Below are 20,274 nucleotides of genomic sequence, written 5' to 3' on the forward strand. Positions count from 1 at the left end.
GGGGCCGATGGGCCGGTCAGGGCTGGTACGGCCGTGCCGCGCGGGCCTCGCGCAGCGCCTCGGCCCACCAGCTGAGCTGGTCGAGCAGATTCTTGGCGGCGGCCTCGCTGCCCTCCGGGCTCACCGCGACGCCGTCCTTCTCGAACGCGGTCCAGGCGTTGTGGAAGCTGAGCATGTCGCGCACCGTGGTGGCGTGCACCTCGGCGAAGATCTGGCGCAGATGCTCCGCGGCGCGCAGACCGCCGCCCATGCCGCCGTAGGAGACCAGGGCCACCGGCTTGGTGATCCACTCCTCCATGAACCAGTCGATCGCGTTCTTCAGCGATCCCGGCACGGTGTGGTTGTACTCCGGGGTGACCACGGCGAAGGCGTCCGCGTCATGGAGCCTCGCGGAGAGCCGTTCCTGGACCGAGGTGACCTCGGCCGGGGGCTCCTCGCCGTACGCGGGCATCTCGACCGGCAGCGGGAAGTCCGCCAGGTCGATCAGATCGACCGTGTAATCACCGTGCTTCTTCGCCTGCTCGGCGAACCAGTTCGCCACGGTGGGGCCGAATCGGCCGCCTCGTACGCTGCCGATGACGATGGCCAGCTTGAGTGGATTCTCGGGCATGGTGAACCTTTCCCTGTGGTGATGCGCACACGTGGTCGCGACATGCGATCCCCCGTGCAGCCGGCAATTCTCTGCCGTGGTGTTTCAAGCGATTCCGGATACCCGATTGCCGCCGCGTCGGGTACGCGGTCCGTCCGGTCCGTGCTCTTCGTCGGGCCGTGCCGCCGGCCGGTGGGCCCGGTGGTTCGGTGCCTCCCGCCGGGATACTCGTCTCCCCCGCGCACGTCACCGGAGAGGGCGGACACCGTGCTGGTGAGCACGGTCCGCCCGCTCCATGACGGACATTTCTTTCCCTGGCCTCATATCGGCAAGTCGCGCCAGAAGCGCATTGGTTGAAGCCGTCACCAGATTCTTCCAGTGGCGCGCGGAATTCAAGTGGATCTCTTTCAGGTCTCTGTGAAGAACTGCAAATCGCGGCGAGAACTTCAAGAAAGCGTCAATTCCCGGTCGGTGACGTGTCCGCCGATCTTTTTCGGACGGCGCCGGCCCATGGGAACCAGCCACCACCGGGCGGAGCCGGCGGCAGCTCCGGGACCACCGTCTCCGCCCCGCCGGGACGCGGCGCGCCCGCGAGCGCCGGGCCGGCCGCCCCGCCGCCGGCCGCGGCCCTCCCGGGTGCGGCCGGCGGCCGTCCGGACCGTCAGTTCCGCGCGGCGCGGGACTCGGCGAACTTCTTGGCGTGCGCGAGGGTGGCGCTGCTGTTGGTGGACAGCGCGGTGCGGACGTACTCCCGCGCCTGCGCGACCGTCGCGTCCGCACCCAGCACCCGCGTGATGTTCGCGGTGTTGAGCACGACCGTGTGCTGCGAGGTGGCGGTGACCCGGGCCCCGTTCTCGGTGAAGGTCCAGCGGCCGGTGTGCAGGGTCATCAGCGCGGGGAGCGTGACCTGCTTGTACGCGATCTTCCGGTCCGGGAAGGTCACCCGGTACGACTTGGTGGTGTGGGTGGAGCCGTCCTTGGCGCGGGTGTCCATCTCCAGGCTCTGGAGCCCGGGGGAGACCTCGTCGAGACGGACGACGGCCACATGCGGCAGCCGCTCCTCCCACTTGTCGGCCTCGTTGATGAAGTCGTACACATCCTTCGCCGAGCCGTCGATCTCGACGGTGTCCTCGAAGGAGAAGGTCACTTCCTCATTGGCGGCGGCCAGTTCGACATTGGCCTTGAGCGCGGCCAGCTCCGAACGGGAGTTGCGGTCGACGGCCTCGTCGATCCACCGCAGCCCCTCGGGGTCGTCGTCGATGGCCCGGTAGTCGTGCAGCAGCCGGATCCGGGACTCCCGCTCGCTCACGGGCTCGATGATCCAGGTGCCGCCCATGGCCGCGACCGGCGGTGCCGAGACCTCCTGGCGGAAGGTGATGCGCAGGGCCTCCGGGTCCAGGGTGCGGCGCGAGGTCCAGTTCTTGACGGTCTCGTTGGCCGTCGCCCAGATCCGTATGCGCTCCTCGTTCGTGCCCCGCTCGACATGGTCGACGTACACGGTGGGCGGGAAGATCAGCGGCCAGTTCTCCACCTCGGCGATGAGGCGGTACACCTCGCGGGCGGGGGCGGCCACGGTGATCTCGTGCTCGACTTCCTTGGTCATGGGGTGACTGTCCTTCCGGGACGGTTCGGGGTGGGGCGGGGCGGTTCGGGGCCGGCGGAGCGCGGCCCGGGGAAAGGGTGGTACCGGCCGCTCGTGCGGCGGTCGTGTCCGCGGCCGGTACCCGTCCTGCCGGTCTGTCAGGACGACGCGGTCCAGTCGTAGAAGCAGGTGGCCACCGAGTCGGCGGAGGACAGCCGGGCCGCCGGGTTGTACGCGGCGATGTGCGGCCGGAGATCCTCACTGATCCCGGCGAACCCCGGGTCGCCCTCGCCCGCCTCGATCACCGCGCCGCCGTCCCCGGTGCCGAAGTCCTGGAGGTGCAGATACAGGCCGTGGTAGGCGAAGAGCTGACGGCGCGAGGTGGCCGTGCGCCCCGGCAGTTCGGTCGCGTCGAACTCGGCGAAGGTCTTGGCCACGATGATGCTGGACAGAACGTTCATACGGGCCACGATCAGCTTGCTGTCCATGTCACTTCTCTCTTCCAGGGGTTGGGGCGGCCGGGGGCGGATCCGAAGGGGGGTGCGTACGGCCCGGGTGCGGCGCAGTGCCGCACCCGGCAGGGAGCGCGGACCGGTGCCGGGAGCGCGGAACCGGTGCTCCGGGGCCATCGGGGGATCGTGGTGGCCGGTCGGCACGGCCGCCGGTCCGCGCATGCGCCGGCCTCGGCGGAGCCGGTGAGCGGGAGCACTCCGCGGCCCCGGATCGGCGATCCACCGCGCCGGCCGGGCCCGGTGACGGAGTGCGGCACCGCCCCGGCGGCCTGCGGAGAGCCTTCGGCGGGCCGCTCCGGGATCGGCCCGGCGGGCCCGGCACCCGCGATGTTCACGGCAGCGTCCATGAACCTCTCCTCGGACGGTTCCTGAGTGACGCCGGATCACCCCGGCGGGCGGGTGCACGGCGGGCGCCCGTGATCCGGAACCGCGGGCGGGTCCGGCTCGGGAGCTCATGGCGCCGGACAGCGGCACGGCCGGCCGTCGTCCGCCCGACGGGAACGGCATTTCGTGCAATTGATCGGATGTGGTGAATATTCTTCTTCGCCGCGGCCGGCGGGTTCAACCGGCGGGGTGGCAAATCTCTGTCACGCCGTGTCAGGCGATGCGCGGAGTCTCGGGGAAGGCTCGGCCCCGTGTCAGGCGAGGGCAAAGCCGGGTGTGCCGGCGCCGCCCCGAAGGCTCCGGCGGTCCGGGTTTTCCGCTCCGGGCCCGGGTGGTGACAGACTCCCGCCAGGGAGGGAGGCCACCATGGGGTTCGGATTTCGTGTCGGTGTGCCGGGAATGAGTGTGCGGGTGTCGGCCCGCGGGGTGCGGGTGTCCGTGGGATCGCGGGTGGCCCGGGCCGGGGCGGGGAGCGGGTTCCCCCGGCCCGCCGCGGGGCCCTTCCGGGCGGCGCCGGCGCCGCCCCCCGCGCGCCCCGCCGCGCCTCCGGCAGCCGCGCGCCCGGCCACCACCACCCGGCGCACGCCCCCGGTCCGCGCCGTGGCGCCGTCCGCCGGGGATCTGGACAGGGCGCGGCGGGAGGCCGAGCGCGCGGAGCGCGACGCACAGCGGGAGGCGGCGATCGTCGAGCTCCAGCAGCTGCGGCAGCGGATGACCCATGTCCACGTACAGACCTTCCCGCCGGCCCGCCCGCCGCTGGTGCCCGGGCCGCCGGAGCTCGGGCCGGAGTGGGCGCGGGCCGAGGCCCTGGCGTTCCATCTGCGCGGCATCGGGATGTTCAGCCGCACCGAGCGGGCGGCGGCCAAGGAACGGGCGGAGGAGGACGCGCCCGCCTATCTCGCCGACCAGCGGGCCCGGCTGAGCGGTGCGCGCGAGGAGCTGATGTCGGAAGCCGGGCAGTGGTGGCAGGCGCTGACCGGCAATGACGAGGAGACCGTCTGCGACGCGGTGAACGCCGCGTTCGCCGACAACCCGGCCGCAGGGTGCGCCGTCGGGGTGGAGGGCTCGGTGATGTCCGTGGTGATGCGCCAGCCGGACATCGACTCCCTTCCCGCGCAGGCCCCCGCGCTCACCCCGGACGGCCGCCCGGCGCTGAAGGACCTCAACAAGCGCGAGCTCACCGAGTGGTGGCTCACCGTCATGGGGTCCCATGTCATCGCCACCCTCAAGGAGGGCTTCGCGACCGCCCCGGGCATCACCGCCGTCAATCTGGCCGTACTGACCCGGATGCCCGAGACCCGCCGGCTCGGTGTCGTCGCGTACGGACGCTGGACCCGCCGGGCCGTCGAGAACACCACCTGGCACGGCCCCGACGACGCGCTGCGGTTCCTGGACATCGGCGAGGATGTGCTCTGCTCGGTCCGCAGGACCGCCGCCGGCAACATCTCCAGCACGGTCAAACCCCTCAACACCCGCCGGCTGCCCGGCCTCCGGGATCTGCTCGACCACGTCCGGGACGAGCCGGACTCCGGCGGCTCCACCCTGGCCGGTCTCAACATCGGGCTGCGCGACGGCGCCCCGGACAGCGAGCGCGAGCGTACCGCCGACCCGTACTGGATCATGCCCTTCGCGCAGTGGCGGGAGCGCGTCATCGCCTCACCGACGGCCGCCACGGTGGTCATGGAGCGCCGGACCCCCGTGTCCCTGGTACCCGGGCAGACCCTGACGCTTCCCGAGGAGGCGTGGCAGGGGCTGCTGATCACCTTCGCGTTCGGCGGCGCCGACGCCGATCTGACCCTCTTTCTGACCGATGGCGAGGGACGGGTCGCGGGCGACGAGGACTTCGTCTTCTACAACCAGCCCTCGGCGGCGGCCGGCGCGGTCCGGCTGCTGGGCCGCCACCCGGAGGGTCCGGACACGGCCGAGAGCGCGTCCGTCCAGCTCGCCGCCCTGCCCGCGCGGGTCCGGCGGATCGCCGTGGCCGTCAACATGAACGTCGACTCGGGCCTCACCTGCGGCGCTCTCACCCGGGCCGCGCTGCGCATGGAGTGCGGCACCGGAGCCGGCTGGGCGTTCCAGCCGCCGGGCGATCCCGATGTGCGCGCCATGGTCGTCGCCGAGCTCTACCGGCACAGCCGGGACGGCCGGCCCGTGTGGAAACTGCGCGCCATCGGCCAGGGCTGGGCGGAGGGGCTCGACGCCCTGGCCCGGGCCCACGGCGTCGACGTGGGGTGAACGCCGACAGGCCGGACGGACCGCCGCGTCCGTCCGGCGCCGCCGGTGAAGCCGGGGGCCGGATGGGGTGACATCGGCGCGATCCACTCAACTAAATCAAATGTGCGATTTTCGATCCCGCGTGATACTCACTGTTCCCACGGGGGGAGTGATCACCGCCCCTCCCGTTCGGACACAGCAAGGGGTGGGACATGGCGTTGCTCCGGGAGTGGGGGCTCACGCTGGGGAAAGTGACGGGCCGGCCCGTCGCGCGGATGCACAAGGACTCCGATCCGGACATCCGGCGCCTGAAGGAGGCCGCCGCCGCGGCCGACTGGACGACCGTGCGGGAGGTGCTCGAAGCGCGCCCCGAGAGCGAGGGTCGGATCGCGCTGCTCTGGGCGGTCGCCGACACCGCCGGAGTGGAGAAGTGGATCCCCGGGATCCTCGAAGCGGAACCCGAAGCGGCACTGCCCCGGCTCGTGGCGGGCATCCGCCACATCAGCTGGGGCTGGGAGGCCCGCACCAGCGCCGGCGCCCAGCATGTCTCACGTGAACAGTTCGACCTCTTCCACGCCCGCCTGCGGCTCGCCGAGCAGTGGCTGTACGAGGCGGCCGAGCGCGAACCGCGATGGATTTCACCCTGGTACGGACTCCAGGTCACCGGCCGCGGTCTCCAGGTCGGCCAGGCCGTGGCACGGCGCCGGTTCGAGGCGGTCGTCCGGCGCGCCCCGCACCACAGGGGAGCGCACCACCAGCAGTTGCAGCAGATCTGTGCCAAATGGGGCGGATCGCACGAGGAGATGCACGCCTTCGCGCGGGAGTCCGCCTTCGCCGCTCCGGGCGGCACACCGCTGGGCGAGCTCGTCGCGCACGCGCACATCGAGCAGTGGCTCTCCCTCGACGCGGGACCGGACGCCGCGTACATGCGCCGCTCCGAGGTGAGACTCTCGCTGCGGGAGGCCGCCGACCACTCCTACCGGCACCCGGACTTCGTCCGCGAGGGCCTGTGGCTCCAGGTCCTCAACTCCTTCGCCATGGCCTTCTCCCTGGCCGGGGACACCGCCTCCGCACGGGAGTGCTTCGAGGCCACCGAGGGCCGGGTCACCGAGTCCCCCTGGACTTACCTGGACCACGAGGCCCCCGTCGCGGCCTATCGGAAGCAGCGCTCGGCGGCCGGCCGCCGGAACTGACGCGGCGCCCGGGCCCACGGCCCGGCGCCCGCCGGCCGCGCCCCCCCCCCGCCGCGCCTCCTCCGTACTCCGCACCCCCGCCCGCCCGCGCCGCCGGCGCGCCCACGGAAAGACTTCGCCAGGTGTCCAACCCCGAGACCGCTCACACCTTCCAGGTCGACCTGCGCGGCCTGGTCGACCTGCTCTCCCACCACCTCTACTCCAGCCCCCGCGTCTATCTGCGCGAACTGCTCCAGAACGCCGCGGACGCCATCACCGCCCGGCAGGCACTGGCACCCGGCGCGCCCGGCACCATCACGGTGCGCACCGGCGACACCCTCACCGTCACCGACAACGGCATCGGGCTGACCGAGGCCGATGTCCACCGCTTCCTCGCCACCATCGGGCGCAGCTCCAAGCGCACCGCCGAGGGCGCCCTGGACGGCGCGGGTCTCGACGCCGCCCGCGGCGACTTCATCGGCCAGTTCGGCATCGGCCTGCTCGCCTGCTTCGTCGTGGCCGACGAGATCACCGTCCTCAGCAGGTCCGCGGCCGACCCGGCGGCACCCGCCGTCGAGTGGCGCGGCCACAGCGACGGCCGGTACACCATCCGCACCCTGCCCGCCTCGGCCGTACCCGAGCCCGGCACCACCGTCCGGCTCACCCCGCGCGCCGACAACGCCGAGTGGACGAGCCCGGACCGGGTCGTCTCCCTGGCCCGGCACTACGGCGGCCTGCTGCGGCACGAGATCACCGTCACCGGACCGGGTGGCGAGAGCCGGCGGGTCAACGAGGCGCCCCCGTGGGAGCTGACCCACCGCTCCCCGCTGGCCCGCCGGGAGGCGCTCACCGCGTACTGCCGCGAACTCTTCGGCTTCACCCCGCTCGACACCATCGACCTCGACCTCCCGGCGGCCGGGCTGCGCGGCGTCGCCTATGTCCTTCCCACCGCCGTGAGCCCGGCACAGCGCGCCGGGCACCGGGTGCACCTCAAGGGCATGCTGCTCACTGACAAGGCCCCCGAACTGCTCCCCGAGTGGGCGTTCTTCGTGCGCTGTGTGGTCGACACCACCAGCCTGCGGCCGACCGCGTCCCGGGAGGCGCTGTACGAGGACGGCACCCTCTCCGCCGTACGCGACGCCCTCGGCGACCGGATCCGCGACTGGCTCACCGCACTCGCCGCGAGCGACCCCGCCCTGCTGCACCGCTTCATCGACACCCACCATCTCGCGGTCAAGGCGCTCGCCCGCCACGACGACGAGCTGCTGCGCGTCGTACTGCCCTGGCTGCCCTTCGAGACCACCGACGGCAATGTCACGCTGGAGGAGTTCGCCAGAACACACCAGACCCTGCTGGTCACCCGCAGCGTCGAGGAGTTCCGCCAGGTCGCCCCCATCGCCTCGGCCGCCGGACTGGGCGTCGTCAACGGCGGCTACACCTACGATCGCGACCTGGTGCACCGGCTGCCCGAGATCCGCCCCGGCACCACCGTCATCGACCTCGACCCGGCCACCGTCACCGCCCATCTCGACGCCGTGGACCCGACCGCCGAGCTGCGCGCGGCCGGCTTCCTCGCGGTCGCCCGGGAGACGATCGGCGCCCACGACTGCGATGTCGTCCTGCGCGACTTCCAGCCGCTCACCGCCCCCGTACTGCTGCTGGACAACCGGGAGGCACGCCACGAGCGGACCCGGTCCGGTCTGGCCGCCGACAGCGACGGCCTGTGGGCCGACATCCTCGGGTCGCTGCGCCATGAGACCCCGCGCGCCCAGCTCGTCCTCAACCACCTCAACCCGCTGGTCCGCCAGGCGATCACGATCACCGAGCGCGGACTCGCCGTCACCACCGCCGAGGCCCTCTACGGCCAGGCCCTGCTGCTCAGCCGCCGCCCGCTCCGGGCGAGCGAGAGCGCCCTGCTCAACCGGGCCTTCATCGGCCTGCTCACCCACGCCATGCACCACCCCGGCACGGCGGCACCCGGCTCCGAGCCCCGGAAGGAACTGTAGATGCTGGACACCCCCGAGGCCGTGATCGAGGCGCTGCGCGAGAACGACGACCGCCCCCACGGACTCCCGCGCACCATCACCGCCGAGGAGCTCGTCGAGGCGGCCGAGCCCTTCGACGAGCCCGATGTCCTCGTCACGGCCCTGCTGGAGCTGATGGCCGCGTACGAGTTCACCGGCGAGCACCGCAAGTCGCCGGTGGTCTTCGCCCGGGTGCTCAGACTCTGGGAGACCGCCCCCGGGGCCTTCAGCGAGTGGGAGGCCCATCAGGTCCACTGGCGCTTCAAATGGGTGGCGATGTCCCTGCTCCAGGTGCCGGAGGTGCCACTGGCCACCGTCCACGGCTGGATCGACCGGATGCGCGCCTTCTACGAGAAGGCCGGCCAGGGCATGCAGCCGGTGGCGGCGATGCGCTATCAGGTCGCGGCCCACACCGGCACGGACGCCGACGACGCCCACGACCTCTGGGCCACCCGGCCCCGCACCGAGCTGAGCGACTGCCGGGCATGCGAGACCCGGTATCTCGCCCTGCACCGGATGGCGGCGGGCGACGACGCCGGAGCCCTGCTGAGCTGGCGGCCGGTTCTCGACGGGACCATGGAGTGCACCGAGGAACCGCAGATGAGCCAGGCGTGCGCCCTGCTGCCGCTGCTGCGGACCGGCCGCGAGGACGAGGCCCGCTCCCACCACCTCACCGGCTACCGGCGGGTGCGCGGCAAGACCGGAATGCAGGAGGAGGTCGGCCTGCATCTCGAATTCTGCGCCCTCTCCCGCAATGAGGGCCGCGGGCTGGAGATCCTGGCGGAGAACCGGCCGCTCTTCGAGGCGACCGGCGCGCCCCTGGCCCACCTGCACTTCCTCACCGGTGCCGAGGTGCTCCTCGCCGCTCTCGCCCGGGACGGACACACCGGCACCGCCGTCGCCGGCCCGCCCGGCCGGAACTGGACCGCGGGCGAACTCCTCGCCCGGGTCCGCGCCGACGCGGACCGGCTCGCCAGCGCCTTCGACACGCGCAACGGCACCACCGCGATCGGCGATCTCCGCCGGGCGCGCCTCGCGCGGCGCCCGCTCGCCGACGAGCCGCTGCCGCTCGGACTGCGGACCTCCGTCACCCGCGCGGTCCCGGTCCCGGCCGCCCCGGCGGCCACCGGGCCCGGCCTTCCCGTGGACTTCGCCGACCTGGTGCGCGAGGCACGGCGGGTGGAGTTCACCGGGCATCCCGGCGCCGCCGGGATCTGGGCCCGGGTCGCCGAACGCGTGGCCGGCGGCGCCCTTCCGCACGACGGCCTGCCCGGTCCCGAGGATCTGCTGCACGCGGAGCTCGCCGAGCAGCGCGCCCATCTGCTCGCCCGGGAGTGCCGCGGGGCGGAGAGCGCGGCCGAGCTGAACCGGGCCGCCGAGCTGTTCGCGGGGCTCGGGATGGAGTGGCATGCCCTCTCGGCACGCGCCTGCGCACTCGCCTGGACGGCAGACGACCACGGCGACGGCACGGACGCCGGGGAGCGCCCCTCCCCGGAGGCGATCCGCACCGGTCTCGACCAGATCCTGACCGAGGCGGAACACCTCAAGGAGCGGGCCCCGTTCACGGGCGGGAACCCCGCCGAGGGCGAGGGCCTGGCCGGGGCCCCGGTGGGGGAGGCGCGGATACGGGAGTATCTCGCCGTGCTGTACTGCCGTGCCCTCGCCGCCTACCACGAGGCCCTGCGGCCGGCCGAGCCGTCCGGCCCCGCGACGGAGTGGTTCGAGGAGTGCGTCCTCGCGCTGCGGACCGAGGCGGGCCGGCTCTCCGTCCCCCACCAGGTCTCCAACGCCCGCGAGCTGGTCGCGGACCTGGCCGCCCGAAGGGGCGACGCCGGACGCGCCGAGAAGGAGCTGCGCGCGGCCCTGAAGGATGTGGAGGCGTCCGCACGGCCCTGGCGAGGGTCCCGCCCCCGCGTGCTGCTCGCCCGGGTGCTGCTGGCCGGGGACGAGCCGGCGGAGGCGGCCGAGCTGCTGCACCGGGCCGTCTCCGACGCGGTCCGGTACAACGACCCGGAGTTCATGTTCGCCCCGGTGTACGCCCTGCTCGGGCACGCCGCCGCGCACACCGGGGACTCCGCCGGCGCGGTGCGCCATCTCGCCGAGGCCGCCGCGCGGTTCGACCGCGACGAGGCCCACCACGAAGCCGCCGACGCGCGGCTCCAGCTCGCCGATGTCCTGGCGCGCGGCGGCCGGGGGGCCGACGCCGTGGCCGTCCTGGAGTCGGTGGTGTCCGACGGGGCCGCCGGCCCGCTCGACGAGCGTCTCCTCGCCCAGGCCCGGCTGAATCTCGCGCGCGGCCTGCGGGAGCTGGAGGAACACCTGCCCGCGGCCGAGGAGTTCCTGCGGCTGGCCGAGACCGTCAGCACCTGGGAGGACGACCGCGCGGTCCAGACCCTGGTGGCGGCGGAGGCGGCCGTCACCCTCGCGATGGCCGACCGCTGGGAGGCGGCGGACGCGGCGTACGCGCGCGCCGTCGCGGCGCACGAGGTCGCACCGAATCCGGCCCTGATCACGCAGATGATGTGCGAGTTCGCGCGTCTGACCATGGCGGCCCGGGAAACCGAGGGGCTGGACACCGCCCTGGCCCACCTGGCGCGGGCCGACGAGGTCCGGGCCTCGGTCCCGGACGGCGCGGAGGACTTCGCCGTCTGGTACGAGCAGGGCACGGTCCACTACCGCCGCGCCCGGGTCCTGGCGGAGGCGGAACGCTTCCCGGCGGCACTGGCCGAGGCGGAGGCCGCCGTCGTCGCCCACGCGCGGGGCGGTGAGGCGGGCGAGGCGCCGCGCGCCGAGGCCGTCCGGATGGCCGCCCTGATCGAGGCGAACGGCCTCGGCCGGTACGACGAGGCCGTCGCCCGGCTGACCACGGCGGCGGCACGCTGCCGCAAGGCCGGCCTCCCGGAGGCCGCCGACACCCTCAACGCCCTGCGGCAGGAGTATCTGTCGCGATCCGGGGCCTGACCGGGACCGGGGCGGAGCCGGGCCGGCCCGGCTCCGCCGGTCATGGAACTTCGGGGAGCGGGCAGGCGTTCACACCAGGAACGCGTCGGTACGCACGCGGACAGGTGAACGGGTAGCCGAGGTGGCACGAATGGCGATGTGGGACCGGATCAAGGACCAGGCGAAGGGTCTGCAGCAGCAGTCACAGGGAGCGCGGAGCCCCGGCGGCCACGGCCGCCCGCACCCGGGTTCGGGCACCGCGGGCGGTGGACCGAAGGCCCAGCTCGTGGGCCTGCTCAAGTCCCAGCTCGGCTCGCTCAAGACGGAGCTGAAGAGCGGCGCCTACCGGGACGCCAGCATGGCGGTGTGCGCCCTGGTCGCGGCGGCCGACGGATCCGTCGACCCCGCCGAGCGGCAGCACGTCGAATCGCTCATCCTGCAGAACGACGTCCTGCAGAACTTCCCGCCGGAGCAGCTGCGGCAGCGCTTCAACAAGCACGTCGACCAGCTCGCGTTCAATTTCCAGCAGGGCAGGACCGAGGTCATGCAGGAGATCGCCAAGGCTGCGAAGAAGCCGGCGGAGGCCAGGGCGGTCGTCCAGACCGGCTTCGTCGTCGCCGGAGCGGACGGCTACATCTCCCCGGCCGAGGAGCAGGTACTGCGCGAGGTGTGCGCGGCGCTCGGCGTCTCCCCGCAGGAGTTCGGTCTCTGACACCGGTGCCGGGTTGTCCGGATCCCGGGTCTCCCGGCGGCGGTGCCGCCGGGAGACCCGGGCGGATCGGCCGCCCGGTCCGGTGAGCGGGACGACGCCACGCCCGCCGCCCGGTGGAGCCTCCCGGGCCGGCGGGGCGGTCGCGGCCATCGCCCCGGCCGCCCCGGCGCACCGGGCCGCCTCAGCGCGCCTCTCCCCGGGGCGCGGAGTCGTCCCCGGGGAGCGTGCCGGGGCCGAAGTGGACCGGGGCCTGGAAGCGGGCCCGGCGGGCGGCGCGGCGGAAGACGGTGAGGACCGCCGGGCCGGCCAGGGTGATGCAGATGAAGTTGGTGACGGCGCGGCCGGTGTCCCAGCCCAGTGAGGTCGCCAGGTCGAAGGCGATGTAGCGCTGGAACTGCTCGGTGAACGGCAGCCCCGGAAGGTAGGCGATGGAGCTGTTCGGGTCGAGCGAGAACGGCCAGAAGGAGAGATTCAGCAGGAATCCGAAGAGATAGCCGGAGAGCGAGCCGTACACCGCGAGCAGGGCGATCTCCCGGCGCCCCGCGGCCTTCGGCAGAAAGCCCGCGAGCATGCCGACGAAGGCGCAGCCGAACATCTGGTACGGCATCCAGGGCCCGACCCCGCCCGTGATGAGGGCGGAGGCGAAGAGCGACGTACAGCCGAGGGTGAAGCCGAAGCCGGGTCCGAACACCCGGCCGGCCAGGACCAGGATGAAGAACACCGTCTCGATGCCGGCGGTGCCCGCGCCGAGGGGGCGGATCGCGGCGTTGACCGCCGAGAGAACACCCAGCATGGCGAGGGCCTTCGCATCGATGCCCCCCTCGGCGATCTCGGAGATCACCACGCAGAGCACGACCACCAGCAGCACACCGAAGATCAGCGGCGGGGCGTAGTTCGAGCCGAACGTGCCCGGAGCCACCAGAAACGGCCAGAAGAACGCGACGACGCCGAGGAAGGCCGCCATGGCGATGACGATCCCGGCCCGGGCACGGATACGGATCGCCGCGCCGGTCCCGCTCACGACTCCGGGTCCGTTCCGCCGGCTTCGACCACGGCGGCCAGCTGGTTCACCGTGAGGAAGGGCAGCGGGGAGAGGATCTTCGCGGTCTGCGGGGCGAAGACCGGGGAGGCGACGATGACCTCGGCCGTGGGACCGTCGGCCACGATGTCCCCCTCCGCCATGACCACGACCCGGTCGGCGGCACGGGCGGCGAACTCCACGTCGTGGGTGGAGACGACGACGGACCTCCCCTCGGCGGCGAGAGCGTCCACGATGCCGATCAGCTCGCCCTTGGCCCGGTAGTCGAGACCGCGCGTGGGTTCGTCGAGAAGCACCACCCGGGGCGCGGCGGCGAGCTGGATCGCCAGGACGAGGGCGAGCTTCTGGCCCTCGGACAGGTCGCGGGGGTGGGTGGTGCCGGGGATGCCCGGTGCGAGCCGGTCCAGGATGGTGCGGGCCGGGACTCCGCCGGCCACCACCGCGGACTCCGAGTCCGCCTGGTCGAGTTCCTGTTTCACGCTCTCCAGGTAGAGCAGATCGGTGGGCGTCTGCGGCACCAGCCCGACGAGCCGCCGCGCCCGCGCCGCCGGGAGCTTCCGGGGGTCGAGTGTCGCCGGATCGCCGGGCTGGTGCACGGCGACGGATCCCGCCTTGCGGGGCCCGGACCCCTGGAGGGCCCAGAGCAGGGAGGACTTGCCGGAGCCGTTGCGGCCCATCAGGGCGGTGATCTCCCCGCCGCGCAGATCGAGGTCCACCTCCCTGACGGCCGGCACGCCCTGGTAGGCGACGGTGATGCCGCGCGCGGTGAGCACGCGCCGCCCGTCCGCGCCGGGCGCGGGCCGCGCCGGAGGGGGAGTGACCCCGGCCAGCCGGCTGCGCAGCGGGGCCGCGGCCCGGCGGGCGTCGCGGACGGAGAGCGGGAGCGGTGACCAGCCGGCGGCACGGCCCAGTTCGACGATGGGCGGTGCGATCGAAGACGTACGGAAGATCTCGGCGGGCGGGCCGGACACGACGCGGCCGTCGCCCGGGAGATGGATCACGCGGTCGGCGTACTGCACGACGCGCTCCAGCCGGTGTTCGGCGAGCAGAACCGTGACGCCGAGATCGTGGACGAGGCGGGTGACGGCGGCGAGGACCTCCTCCGCGGCGGTCGGGTCCAGGGCGGAGGTGGGCTCGTCCAGCACCAGGACACGGGGATGGGCGGTGAGGACGGAGCCGATGGCGACGCGCTGCTGCTGCCCGCCCGAGAGCTCGTGGAGAGCCCGGTGGCGCAGATCGGCGAGGCCCAGCAGATCAAGGGTCTCCTCGACCCGCTTGCGCATGGTGGCCGGGGGCACGGCCAGCTGTTCCATGACATAGGCGAGCTCCTCCTCGACGGTGTCGGTGACGAAACCGTCCAGGGGATCCTGGCCGACGACGCCCACGACGTCGGCGAGCTCGCGCGGGGGACGGTCGGCGGTGTTCCGGCCGTCCACGGTCACCCGCCCGTGGAGGGTGCCGCCGGTGAAGTGGGGCACGAGGCCGTTGACGGCGCCGAGGAGGGTCGACTTGCCGGCGCCGGTGTGACCGACGACGAGGCAGAGTTCGCCCTCCTCCACCGTCAGGTTCACATCCCGCAGAACGGGCTCGGCCGTGTCCTCGTACCGGACGGCGACCTGGTCGAAGACGATCACGTGTGTTCCTCGGTGCGCTGGGCGGGAAGAGCCGGCCGGACCGGCCGGCCCGGTGGCGGGGCCAGGAATCCGGCTGCCCCCGCCAGCAGGATCGCCGCCGCCGGGATCAGCGGCAGAGTGGGCCAGCCGAGGGGGTGGAAGGACGGGTTGAGCTCGGCGGCGTTGAATCCCGCGTTGCCGAAGAGAACCGCGGCGGAGACGACCCCGCAGCCGGCGACGGCCCATTCCGCGGCCCGCCAGGGGTCGGGCCGGTAGGTGGTGCGGGTGACCCGGCGCCCGCCGATGCGGAGTCCCGCCACGCACAGCAGCGTGCCGGCCGCGAGCGCGGGAAAGCCGAGCAGGGCGGGAGCGGTGGCGTCGAGCAGTCCGTACGCGCCTGCGCACAGACCGCACATGCCGAGCAGCATCAGGGCGCCGGTGGTCCGGCGCGAACGGGGGGTGGCGGTCCCGGCCCGGCCGTAGCCGCGGGAATCCATGGCCGCGGCCAGCCGCAGGGAGCGTTCCAGCGCGTCCTCCAGAACCGGGACGATGACGCCCCGCAGGGCGCGCAGCCCCTTGGCGCGCCCGGCGCGCAGGCGCCGTGCCCGGTGGACCCGCTGCACGCTCTGGACCAGCTGGGGCGCCACGCTGATGGAGACGGTGACGGCGACGCCGAGTTCGTACAGCGCCCCGGGGAGGATCCGCAGCGCCCGTTTGGGATTGGCGAGGGTGTTCGCGGCGCCGATGCAGCAGAGCATGCAGGCCAGCCGGAGTCCGTCGGTGGCGGCGGAGAGCAGTGCCTCCAGGGAGACGGGTCCGCCAAGCTGAATGCCCGCGTACCAGTCCGGGGTCGGGATGTGCGGCAGGGCGAAGACGAAGTGGTCGCGGGGGGTGATCCCGGTGGCGAAGACCGCGCGGAACACCACCCGGATCGCGACGACGGTGAGGGCCAGCCAGAGGTAGTACTTGAAACCGCGCGCCCAGGGGGCCTCGGTGCGGCGCACGGTGATGACGTAACCGAGGACCGCGAGAACCAGGAAGAGCAGCAGCGGATTGTTCGTACGGCTCACGGCGGTGGCGAGGGCCAGGGCCCAGATCCACCAGGCGACGGGGTGGAGCGTGCGGGGCAGACGGCGGCCGCCCGCGTCCGGCGCGAGGCCGGACGCGGGCGGCCTGCCCGCTGTCGTGGCGGTGAGGGGCACGGGGCTACTCCGTGCGGCGGCGCCGGGCCGCGTACCAGGCGCCGCCGCCGATGAGCAGGACCAGCGCACCGGTCGCGACGGCGGGCAGATGGGAGCCCGCGTCGTGCTCGGCGTCGGCGGCGGGCGCCGCGTCCACCACCTTCGGTCCGGGAGCGGCCACCGCCGGAGCGCTCGTCGCGGACGGGGCCGGGGAGACGCTCCGCGACGGGCTCGCCGGCGGGCTCGGTGAGACGGTCACCGAGGGGGCGGGTGTCCTCGCGGGCGTGCTCGCCGGGGGCGGTGCCGGATCGGCCGGCGCCGGACTGTCCGGCGCGGGACCGGTGTCGGTGTCCGGGGCGGGCGGCGCCGCGGTCCGGGTGTCCTCGGGCACCGGCTCGCCGCCGCCGATGGGCTCGGTGTTTCTGGCGCGGAGCTGGTCGGGGGTGATGGTGGGCCGGCCCCGGGTGCCCTCGATGTTGGTGGCCCCGAAGATCCACAGATCGACGCTGCCGGGCTCGGGCTTGTGGAGCATGGCGCCCAACTGGCTGTACTCCCAGGTGTCCTCGCCGGGGCCGGCATGCCAGTAGGACCAGTACGCGGAGGCCGGCGGGGTCAGCACGCAGTCGTCCTGCCGGGGCGTGGGGTACTGCCGGCCGCCCTGGTGACCGCTGTAGCCGATACGGCAGATGAAGGCCGGCCCGTCGTGGCCCGTACCGGTGGTCCGCCAGCCGCCCTGGTTGAGGAGTTCGTATCCGGTGGTGGGCGTCGTACCGCACGAGCGGTAGACGGGCCCTCCCCAGTGACTGAAGTCGACGGCGAGGACGGCGCCGGAGGAGGTGGTGCACCGCCCCATCGGCTGCGGGGCCGCCCCGGCCGGGGCGGCGGTGCCGGCGAGGGCCGCCGCGGTCAGCCCCAGGGCGGTGGCCGTACGGGCGAGGGCGCGCGGGGCGCGGCGGCCGGTCATGCCCGCCCTCCCGCGGTCTCGCCGCGCCTGCGGGCGATCCGGGTCGCGCCCCAGCCGCCGAGGACCAGGAGCACGGCCGCGCCGGCGAGAGCGATGACCCGCGACCCGGTCGAGGCGAGACTTCCGCCGCCCGTACCGCCGTCCGGGCCCCCGGTGGTGCCCGGGCCCCCGGCGGATCCGGAGCCCTGGGTGTCCCCGCCGGGCGTGACGATCTCGGGTGTGGAGGGGGAGGGCCGGGGGGAGGCGCTCGGCACCGGCTCGGGGGTGGTGCCGCTCAGATCACGGGTGAGCAGACCGAAGGAGATGCCGGTGGCGCCGCCGACGGCCTGCGCGGAGGCGCGGACGTCCGATCCGGGCTGTCCGCCCTTGGCGACATTGAAGCCGCCGTCCTTGTTCTGCTGCGAGGCGAGGAACTTGCGGGCCTTCACGAGGTGGCCCGCGTACTTCCCGGCGTCCAGCGACAGGCCCTGAACGGCGAGCGCCGCGGAGTTCACCGAGTTTCCGGAGGCGCCCGAGAAGCCGCCGTCGGCGAGCTGCTGTCCGGCCAGCCAGGCGAGGGCCTTGTCCACGGCCGCCCGCGAGTCCGCGTCGGGGAGCAGGTCCAGGGTCATCGCGGCCATCGCCGTGGAGTCGACCTCGCTCTCGCTCTTCTCGCCGATGAGGCTGGGCCAGGCGCCCGTCGACGGATCCCGGAGGCTCTTCAGATAGGCGATCGGCCCGGCCGCCGCGGTGGTCTCGCCCGCCCTCACCTGGGCGATGACGCCGAGGGACTGGGAGAAGACGGAGGTGGCCCAGGTGTAATTGCCCTTGGCCGCGCATTTCCTGGGGGTGGCCGGGGTCGCCGCCGGGCAGATGCCCTCGGCGAGCGCGGCGATCAGATCCCGCCCGCCAAAGTCGCGCGGGTCGCGGCCCACGGACTCGGCGAGCACCGCGGCCTTCCCGATGAACCCGCCACCGGCGTGGTCCGTACCGATCCCCGTCCAGTCGTGGAGGTCGCGGCCCCCGGCGTCCTCGCCGCCCTTGTCGAGGAAGTCGACGATATTGCGCAGGGTGGCGTTGTCGTGACCGGTGGCGGCGAGCGCGTACGCCCCGTCGATGGTCAGGCCGAACTCCGCGAAACCGGGGCTGGACTCGTAGTGGCGGCCCCGGATCAGCCGCTTGTGGTCGGTGAGATAGGCGGACCCCTTCCTCAGGTCCGGGCCTTCACCAGGCGGTGTGGTGGGCGGCTTGGTCGGTGTGGTCGGCGGCGCCGGTTCCCTGGTGGTCAGCGACACCAGATCGCTCTTCGCGCCGGCGATGACGGCCGCGGTGGTGGCGTACAGAAGCGGCTCGGTGACGCCCTCCTCGAAGGCGAAGCCGCCCCCGGGAAGCTGCTGCCGCGAGAGCCAGGAGACACCCGCGTTCGCATGGGCCCGGTCACCCAGGGCGCGCAGGGTCTGGGCCACCCAGCCCGTGGCGTGGGCGCTGCCCGGCACGCTGTAGGACGCCGCGGGCCAGGCGCCGGTCGGGAACTGCGCCTTCTTGAGCGAGGAGCGGGCCCTGGTCACCACCGCGGTGTGCCCGCCGGCCCGCTGGAGGGCGAGAGCCACGAGCGCGGTGCTCCCGGCCTCGCTCTCGCACACCTGGCCGTCCAGGATCAGGAAGCTGGGGAATCCTCCGTCGTCGCACTGGAGCCCGGCCAGCCGGGCCACCGCGTCGGCCGGCGGCTTCACGCCGCCGCTCAGCAGCGCGATCACGGCCAGGGTCTGGCCCTCGGTCTGTCCGGTCGTGCGGAAGTCGCCCTTGGTCGCGCAGCCGGGGACGGGCTGCGGCGCGTCGGCGCCGCTGAGGCAGACATTCGCCATGAGGTCGCCGAGGAGATCCCGGCCGCCGAAGGCCCGGGGGTCCTTGCCGGCGGCTTCGGCGACGAGGGCGAGACGGGCGGCGGCGCCGGCGTCCGGCGCCTCGTCCTTCCCGGCGGGGTAGGCGTACGCGGCGGTGTGCTCCGGTCTGCCGAGGAAGCCGGCGATCCTGCGGACCGCGGGATTCTCGTTGTCGAGCGCGGCCAGCGCGTAGGCGACCTCGGTGGTGGCGGGGTAGTTCGGCGCGGTGTCGCCCTCGGCGACGACACGCTGCCCGTTGGTCAGCCGCTCGGTGAGCCAGCGGCTCGCGGCGGGCAGATCGACGGTACCGGGAGGCACGTTCGGCGCGGCCGGGTCGCCCGGGGCCGGCGGGTCGCCGCCCTCCGCGCGGACGTCGTCGGGGGTGAACGCGGGCCTGCCCTTGGTGCCGCCGCCGATGTCCGTGCCGCCGTAGACCCAGGCGTCGACATCGCCCGGCCCGAGTGTGCGGGACATGGCACCCAGCGGGCTGTAGGTCCATTTCCGCTGGCCGGGCGAGGCGGTCCAGTACGACCAGTAGGCGGTTGCCTGAGGCGTGAGGACACAGTCGTCCTCGGCCGGCGTGGGGTACTTCTTCCCGGCGTCGAAGGCGCCGCTGCCGATGCGGCAGACGAACGCCGGACCGTCGTGTTCGGTGCCCACCGTGCCGAAACCGCCCGACTGGAGCAGTTCGTAGCCGGTCGTGGGGGTGGTGTCGCAGCCGCGCACCACCGGACCGCCCCAGGGACCGAAGTCCACGGCGACGATGGCGCCGGAGGTGCGGGTGCACCGCTCGATCGGATCGGCGCTCGCCGGAGAGGAGGCCGTGAAATATGTCACGCCCGTACCGAGTGTCAGAAATGCGGCGGTCACGAGGGACAGCAGGCGCTGTCCTGATCCCGACCACCGTTTCGTCTGCTGTCCGGTCCCCACCGCGGCCCCTCGTCTCTGCCGGGCGGCTGCATGCGTGGCGATGCGCCCCGCACGGCCGTTGACCATGAGCAGGCGGCGATGACCACACCGTAATCCGCGACGGCGTTCCTCGTGCTGAATCCCCGCTCCAGGCATTCCGGCTCACCCGGGACGATCGGGTCTACGGTTGCGGGTCAGCGCCGGATTTCGACCGGCTTCCCCTGGTGCCGAGTGTTTATCAGCCGGAGTGCAACACGAATCCGATGGGCCGTCAAGACGGCGCGCTCCTCGGCGGCGGTGGGGCGGAACACCCTTGCCCTGGCGTGTATTTGGACACTCGGGTAGCGTCCTGGGCTGCCACATGGGGGAATCCGGTGCGAGGCCGGAGCTGACGCGCAGCGGTATGGGACGGCCGGGAGCCGTCTCCGAGCCCGAATGCCCATGGGGCGACGCAGTACAGGAAGCCGTACCACGCGATCCGGACGGCGGCTCCTCGGGCCATGCCCGGCCGCGCCGGCGGATGCGGTCGTGCCCGGCATGCGCGGGAGCGGCCGGCCCTCGCCGACTCCAGGAGCTG

13 protein-coding genes and 2 riboswitches are annotated in these 20,274 nt (G+C 73.6%); of the genes, 5 read left to right on the forward strand and 8 right to left on the reverse strand.

The window, feature by feature from the left end; genetic code table 11:
* Positions 1 to 16: 16 nt before the first annotated feature.
* The 3 genes from AAFN69_RS07575 to AAFN69_RS07585 form a co-directional block, all read right to left on the reverse strand.
* Entirely contained in the window at positions 17 to 610 is a 594-nt protein-coding gene (locus tag AAFN69_RS07575) for an NAD(P)H-dependent oxidoreductase (protein ID WP_347727541.1), read from the reverse strand.
* 640 nt (positions 611 to 1,250) lie between these two features.
* The gene (locus AAFN69_RS07580; protein ID WP_347727542.1) at positions 1,251 to 2,192 is read right to left on the reverse strand and encodes an aromatase/cyclase; all 942 of its coding nucleotides are present in this window, start codon (positions 2,190 to 2,192) and stop codon (positions 1,251 to 1,253) included.
* 137 nt (positions 2,193 to 2,329) lie between these two features.
* Positions 2,330 to 2,659 carry a TcmI family type II polyketide cyclase gene (locus AAFN69_RS07585; RefSeq protein WP_347727543.1) on the reverse strand — a complete coding sequence of 110 codons (330 nt, stop codon included), beginning with the start codon at positions 2,657 to 2,659 and terminating at the stop codon, positions 2,330 to 2,332.
* A 1,008-nt stretch (positions 2,660 to 3,667) separates the two neighbouring features.
* Here AAFN69_RS07585 and AAFN69_RS07590 point away from each other — a divergent pair.
* The 5 genes from AAFN69_RS07590 (at position 3,668) to AAFN69_RS07610 (ending at position 12,129) form a co-directional block, all read left to right on the forward strand.
* Positions 3,668 to 5,302 (forward strand): TerD family protein, encoded by a 1,635-nt coding sequence (locus AAFN69_RS07590; RefSeq protein ID WP_347727544.1) that lies wholly within the window; start codon positions 3,668 to 3,670, stop codon positions 5,300 to 5,302.
* 191 nt (positions 5,303 to 5,493) lie between these two features.
* Positions 5,494 to 6,474 carry a hypothetical protein gene (locus AAFN69_RS07595; protein WP_347727545.1) on the forward strand — a complete coding sequence of 327 codons (981 nt, stop codon included), beginning with the start codon at positions 5,494 to 5,496 and terminating at the stop codon, positions 6,472 to 6,474.
* A gap of 122 nt (positions 6,475 to 6,596) precedes the next feature.
* Complete coding sequence (locus AAFN69_RS07600; protein ID WP_347727546.1) at positions 6,597 to 8,459, forward strand: HSP90 family protein; 1,863 nt, start codon at positions 6,597 to 6,599, stop codon at positions 8,457 to 8,459.
* A complete protein-coding gene (locus AAFN69_RS07605; protein WP_347727547.1) occupies positions 8,460 to 11,438 on the forward strand; it encodes a hypothetical protein in 2,979 nt (992 codons plus the stop codon).
* A 130-nt stretch (positions 11,439 to 11,568) separates the two neighbouring features.
* Positions 11,569 to 12,129 (forward strand): TerB family tellurite resistance protein, encoded by a 561-nt coding sequence (locus AAFN69_RS07610; RefSeq protein WP_347727548.1) that lies wholly within the window; start codon positions 11,569 to 11,571, stop codon positions 12,127 to 12,129.
* Between the two features lie 181 nt (positions 12,130 to 12,310).
* Here the strand turns inward: AAFN69_RS07610 and AAFN69_RS07615 are convergent, their stop codons facing one another.
* From AAFN69_RS07615 to AAFN69_RS07635, 5 genes are read right to left on the reverse strand one after another with little or no spacing between them, the layout of a single operon-like run.
* Positions 12,311 to 13,150 (reverse strand): ECF transporter S component, encoded by an 840-nt coding sequence (locus AAFN69_RS07615; protein ID WP_347727549.1) that lies wholly within the window; start codon positions 13,148 to 13,150, stop codon positions 12,311 to 12,313.
* Positions 13,147 to 14,802 (reverse strand): ATP-binding cassette domain-containing protein, encoded by a 1,656-nt coding sequence (locus AAFN69_RS07620; RefSeq protein WP_347727550.1) that lies wholly within the window; start codon positions 14,800 to 14,802, stop codon positions 13,147 to 13,149. Before AAFN69_RS07620 ends, AAFN69_RS07615 begins: the two co-directional genes overlap by 4 nt.
* Positions 14,799 to 15,983: an energy-coupling factor transporter transmembrane component T gene (locus AAFN69_RS07625; protein WP_347727551.1), complete on the reverse strand. Its 1,185-nt coding sequence runs from the start codon at positions 15,981 to 15,983 to the stop codon at positions 14,799 to 14,801. The genes AAFN69_RS07620 and AAFN69_RS07625 overlap by 4 nt, the downstream gene beginning before the upstream one ends.
* A gap of 4 nt (positions 15,984 to 15,987) precedes the next feature.
* Positions 15,988 to 16,926, reverse strand: a complete 939-nt coding sequence (locus AAFN69_RS07630) for a hypothetical protein (protein WP_347727552.1) — start codon at positions 16,924 to 16,926, stop codon at positions 15,988 to 15,990.
* Positions 16,923 to 19,718 carry a prenyltransferase/squalene oxidase repeat-containing protein gene (locus AAFN69_RS07635; RefSeq protein ID WP_347727553.1) on the reverse strand — a complete coding sequence of 932 codons (2,796 nt, stop codon included), beginning with the start codon at positions 19,716 to 19,718 and terminating at the stop codon, positions 16,923 to 16,925. Before AAFN69_RS07635 ends, AAFN69_RS07630 begins: the two co-directional genes overlap by 4 nt.
* A gap of 108 nt (positions 19,719 to 19,826) precedes the next feature.
* Positions 19,827 to 19,964: riboswitch (cobalamin riboswitch) on the reverse strand.
* 97 nt (positions 19,965 to 20,061) lie between these two features.
* Positions 20,062 to 20,138: riboswitch (cobalamin riboswitch) on the forward strand.
* Positions 20,139 to 20,274 lie beyond the last annotated feature (136 nt).

This window comes from Streptomyces sp. CAU 1734 (assembly GCF_039888735.1).
In the GTDB taxonomy this organism is placed as follows: domain Bacteria; phylum Actinomycetota; class Actinomycetes; order Streptomycetales; family Streptomycetaceae; genus Streptomyces.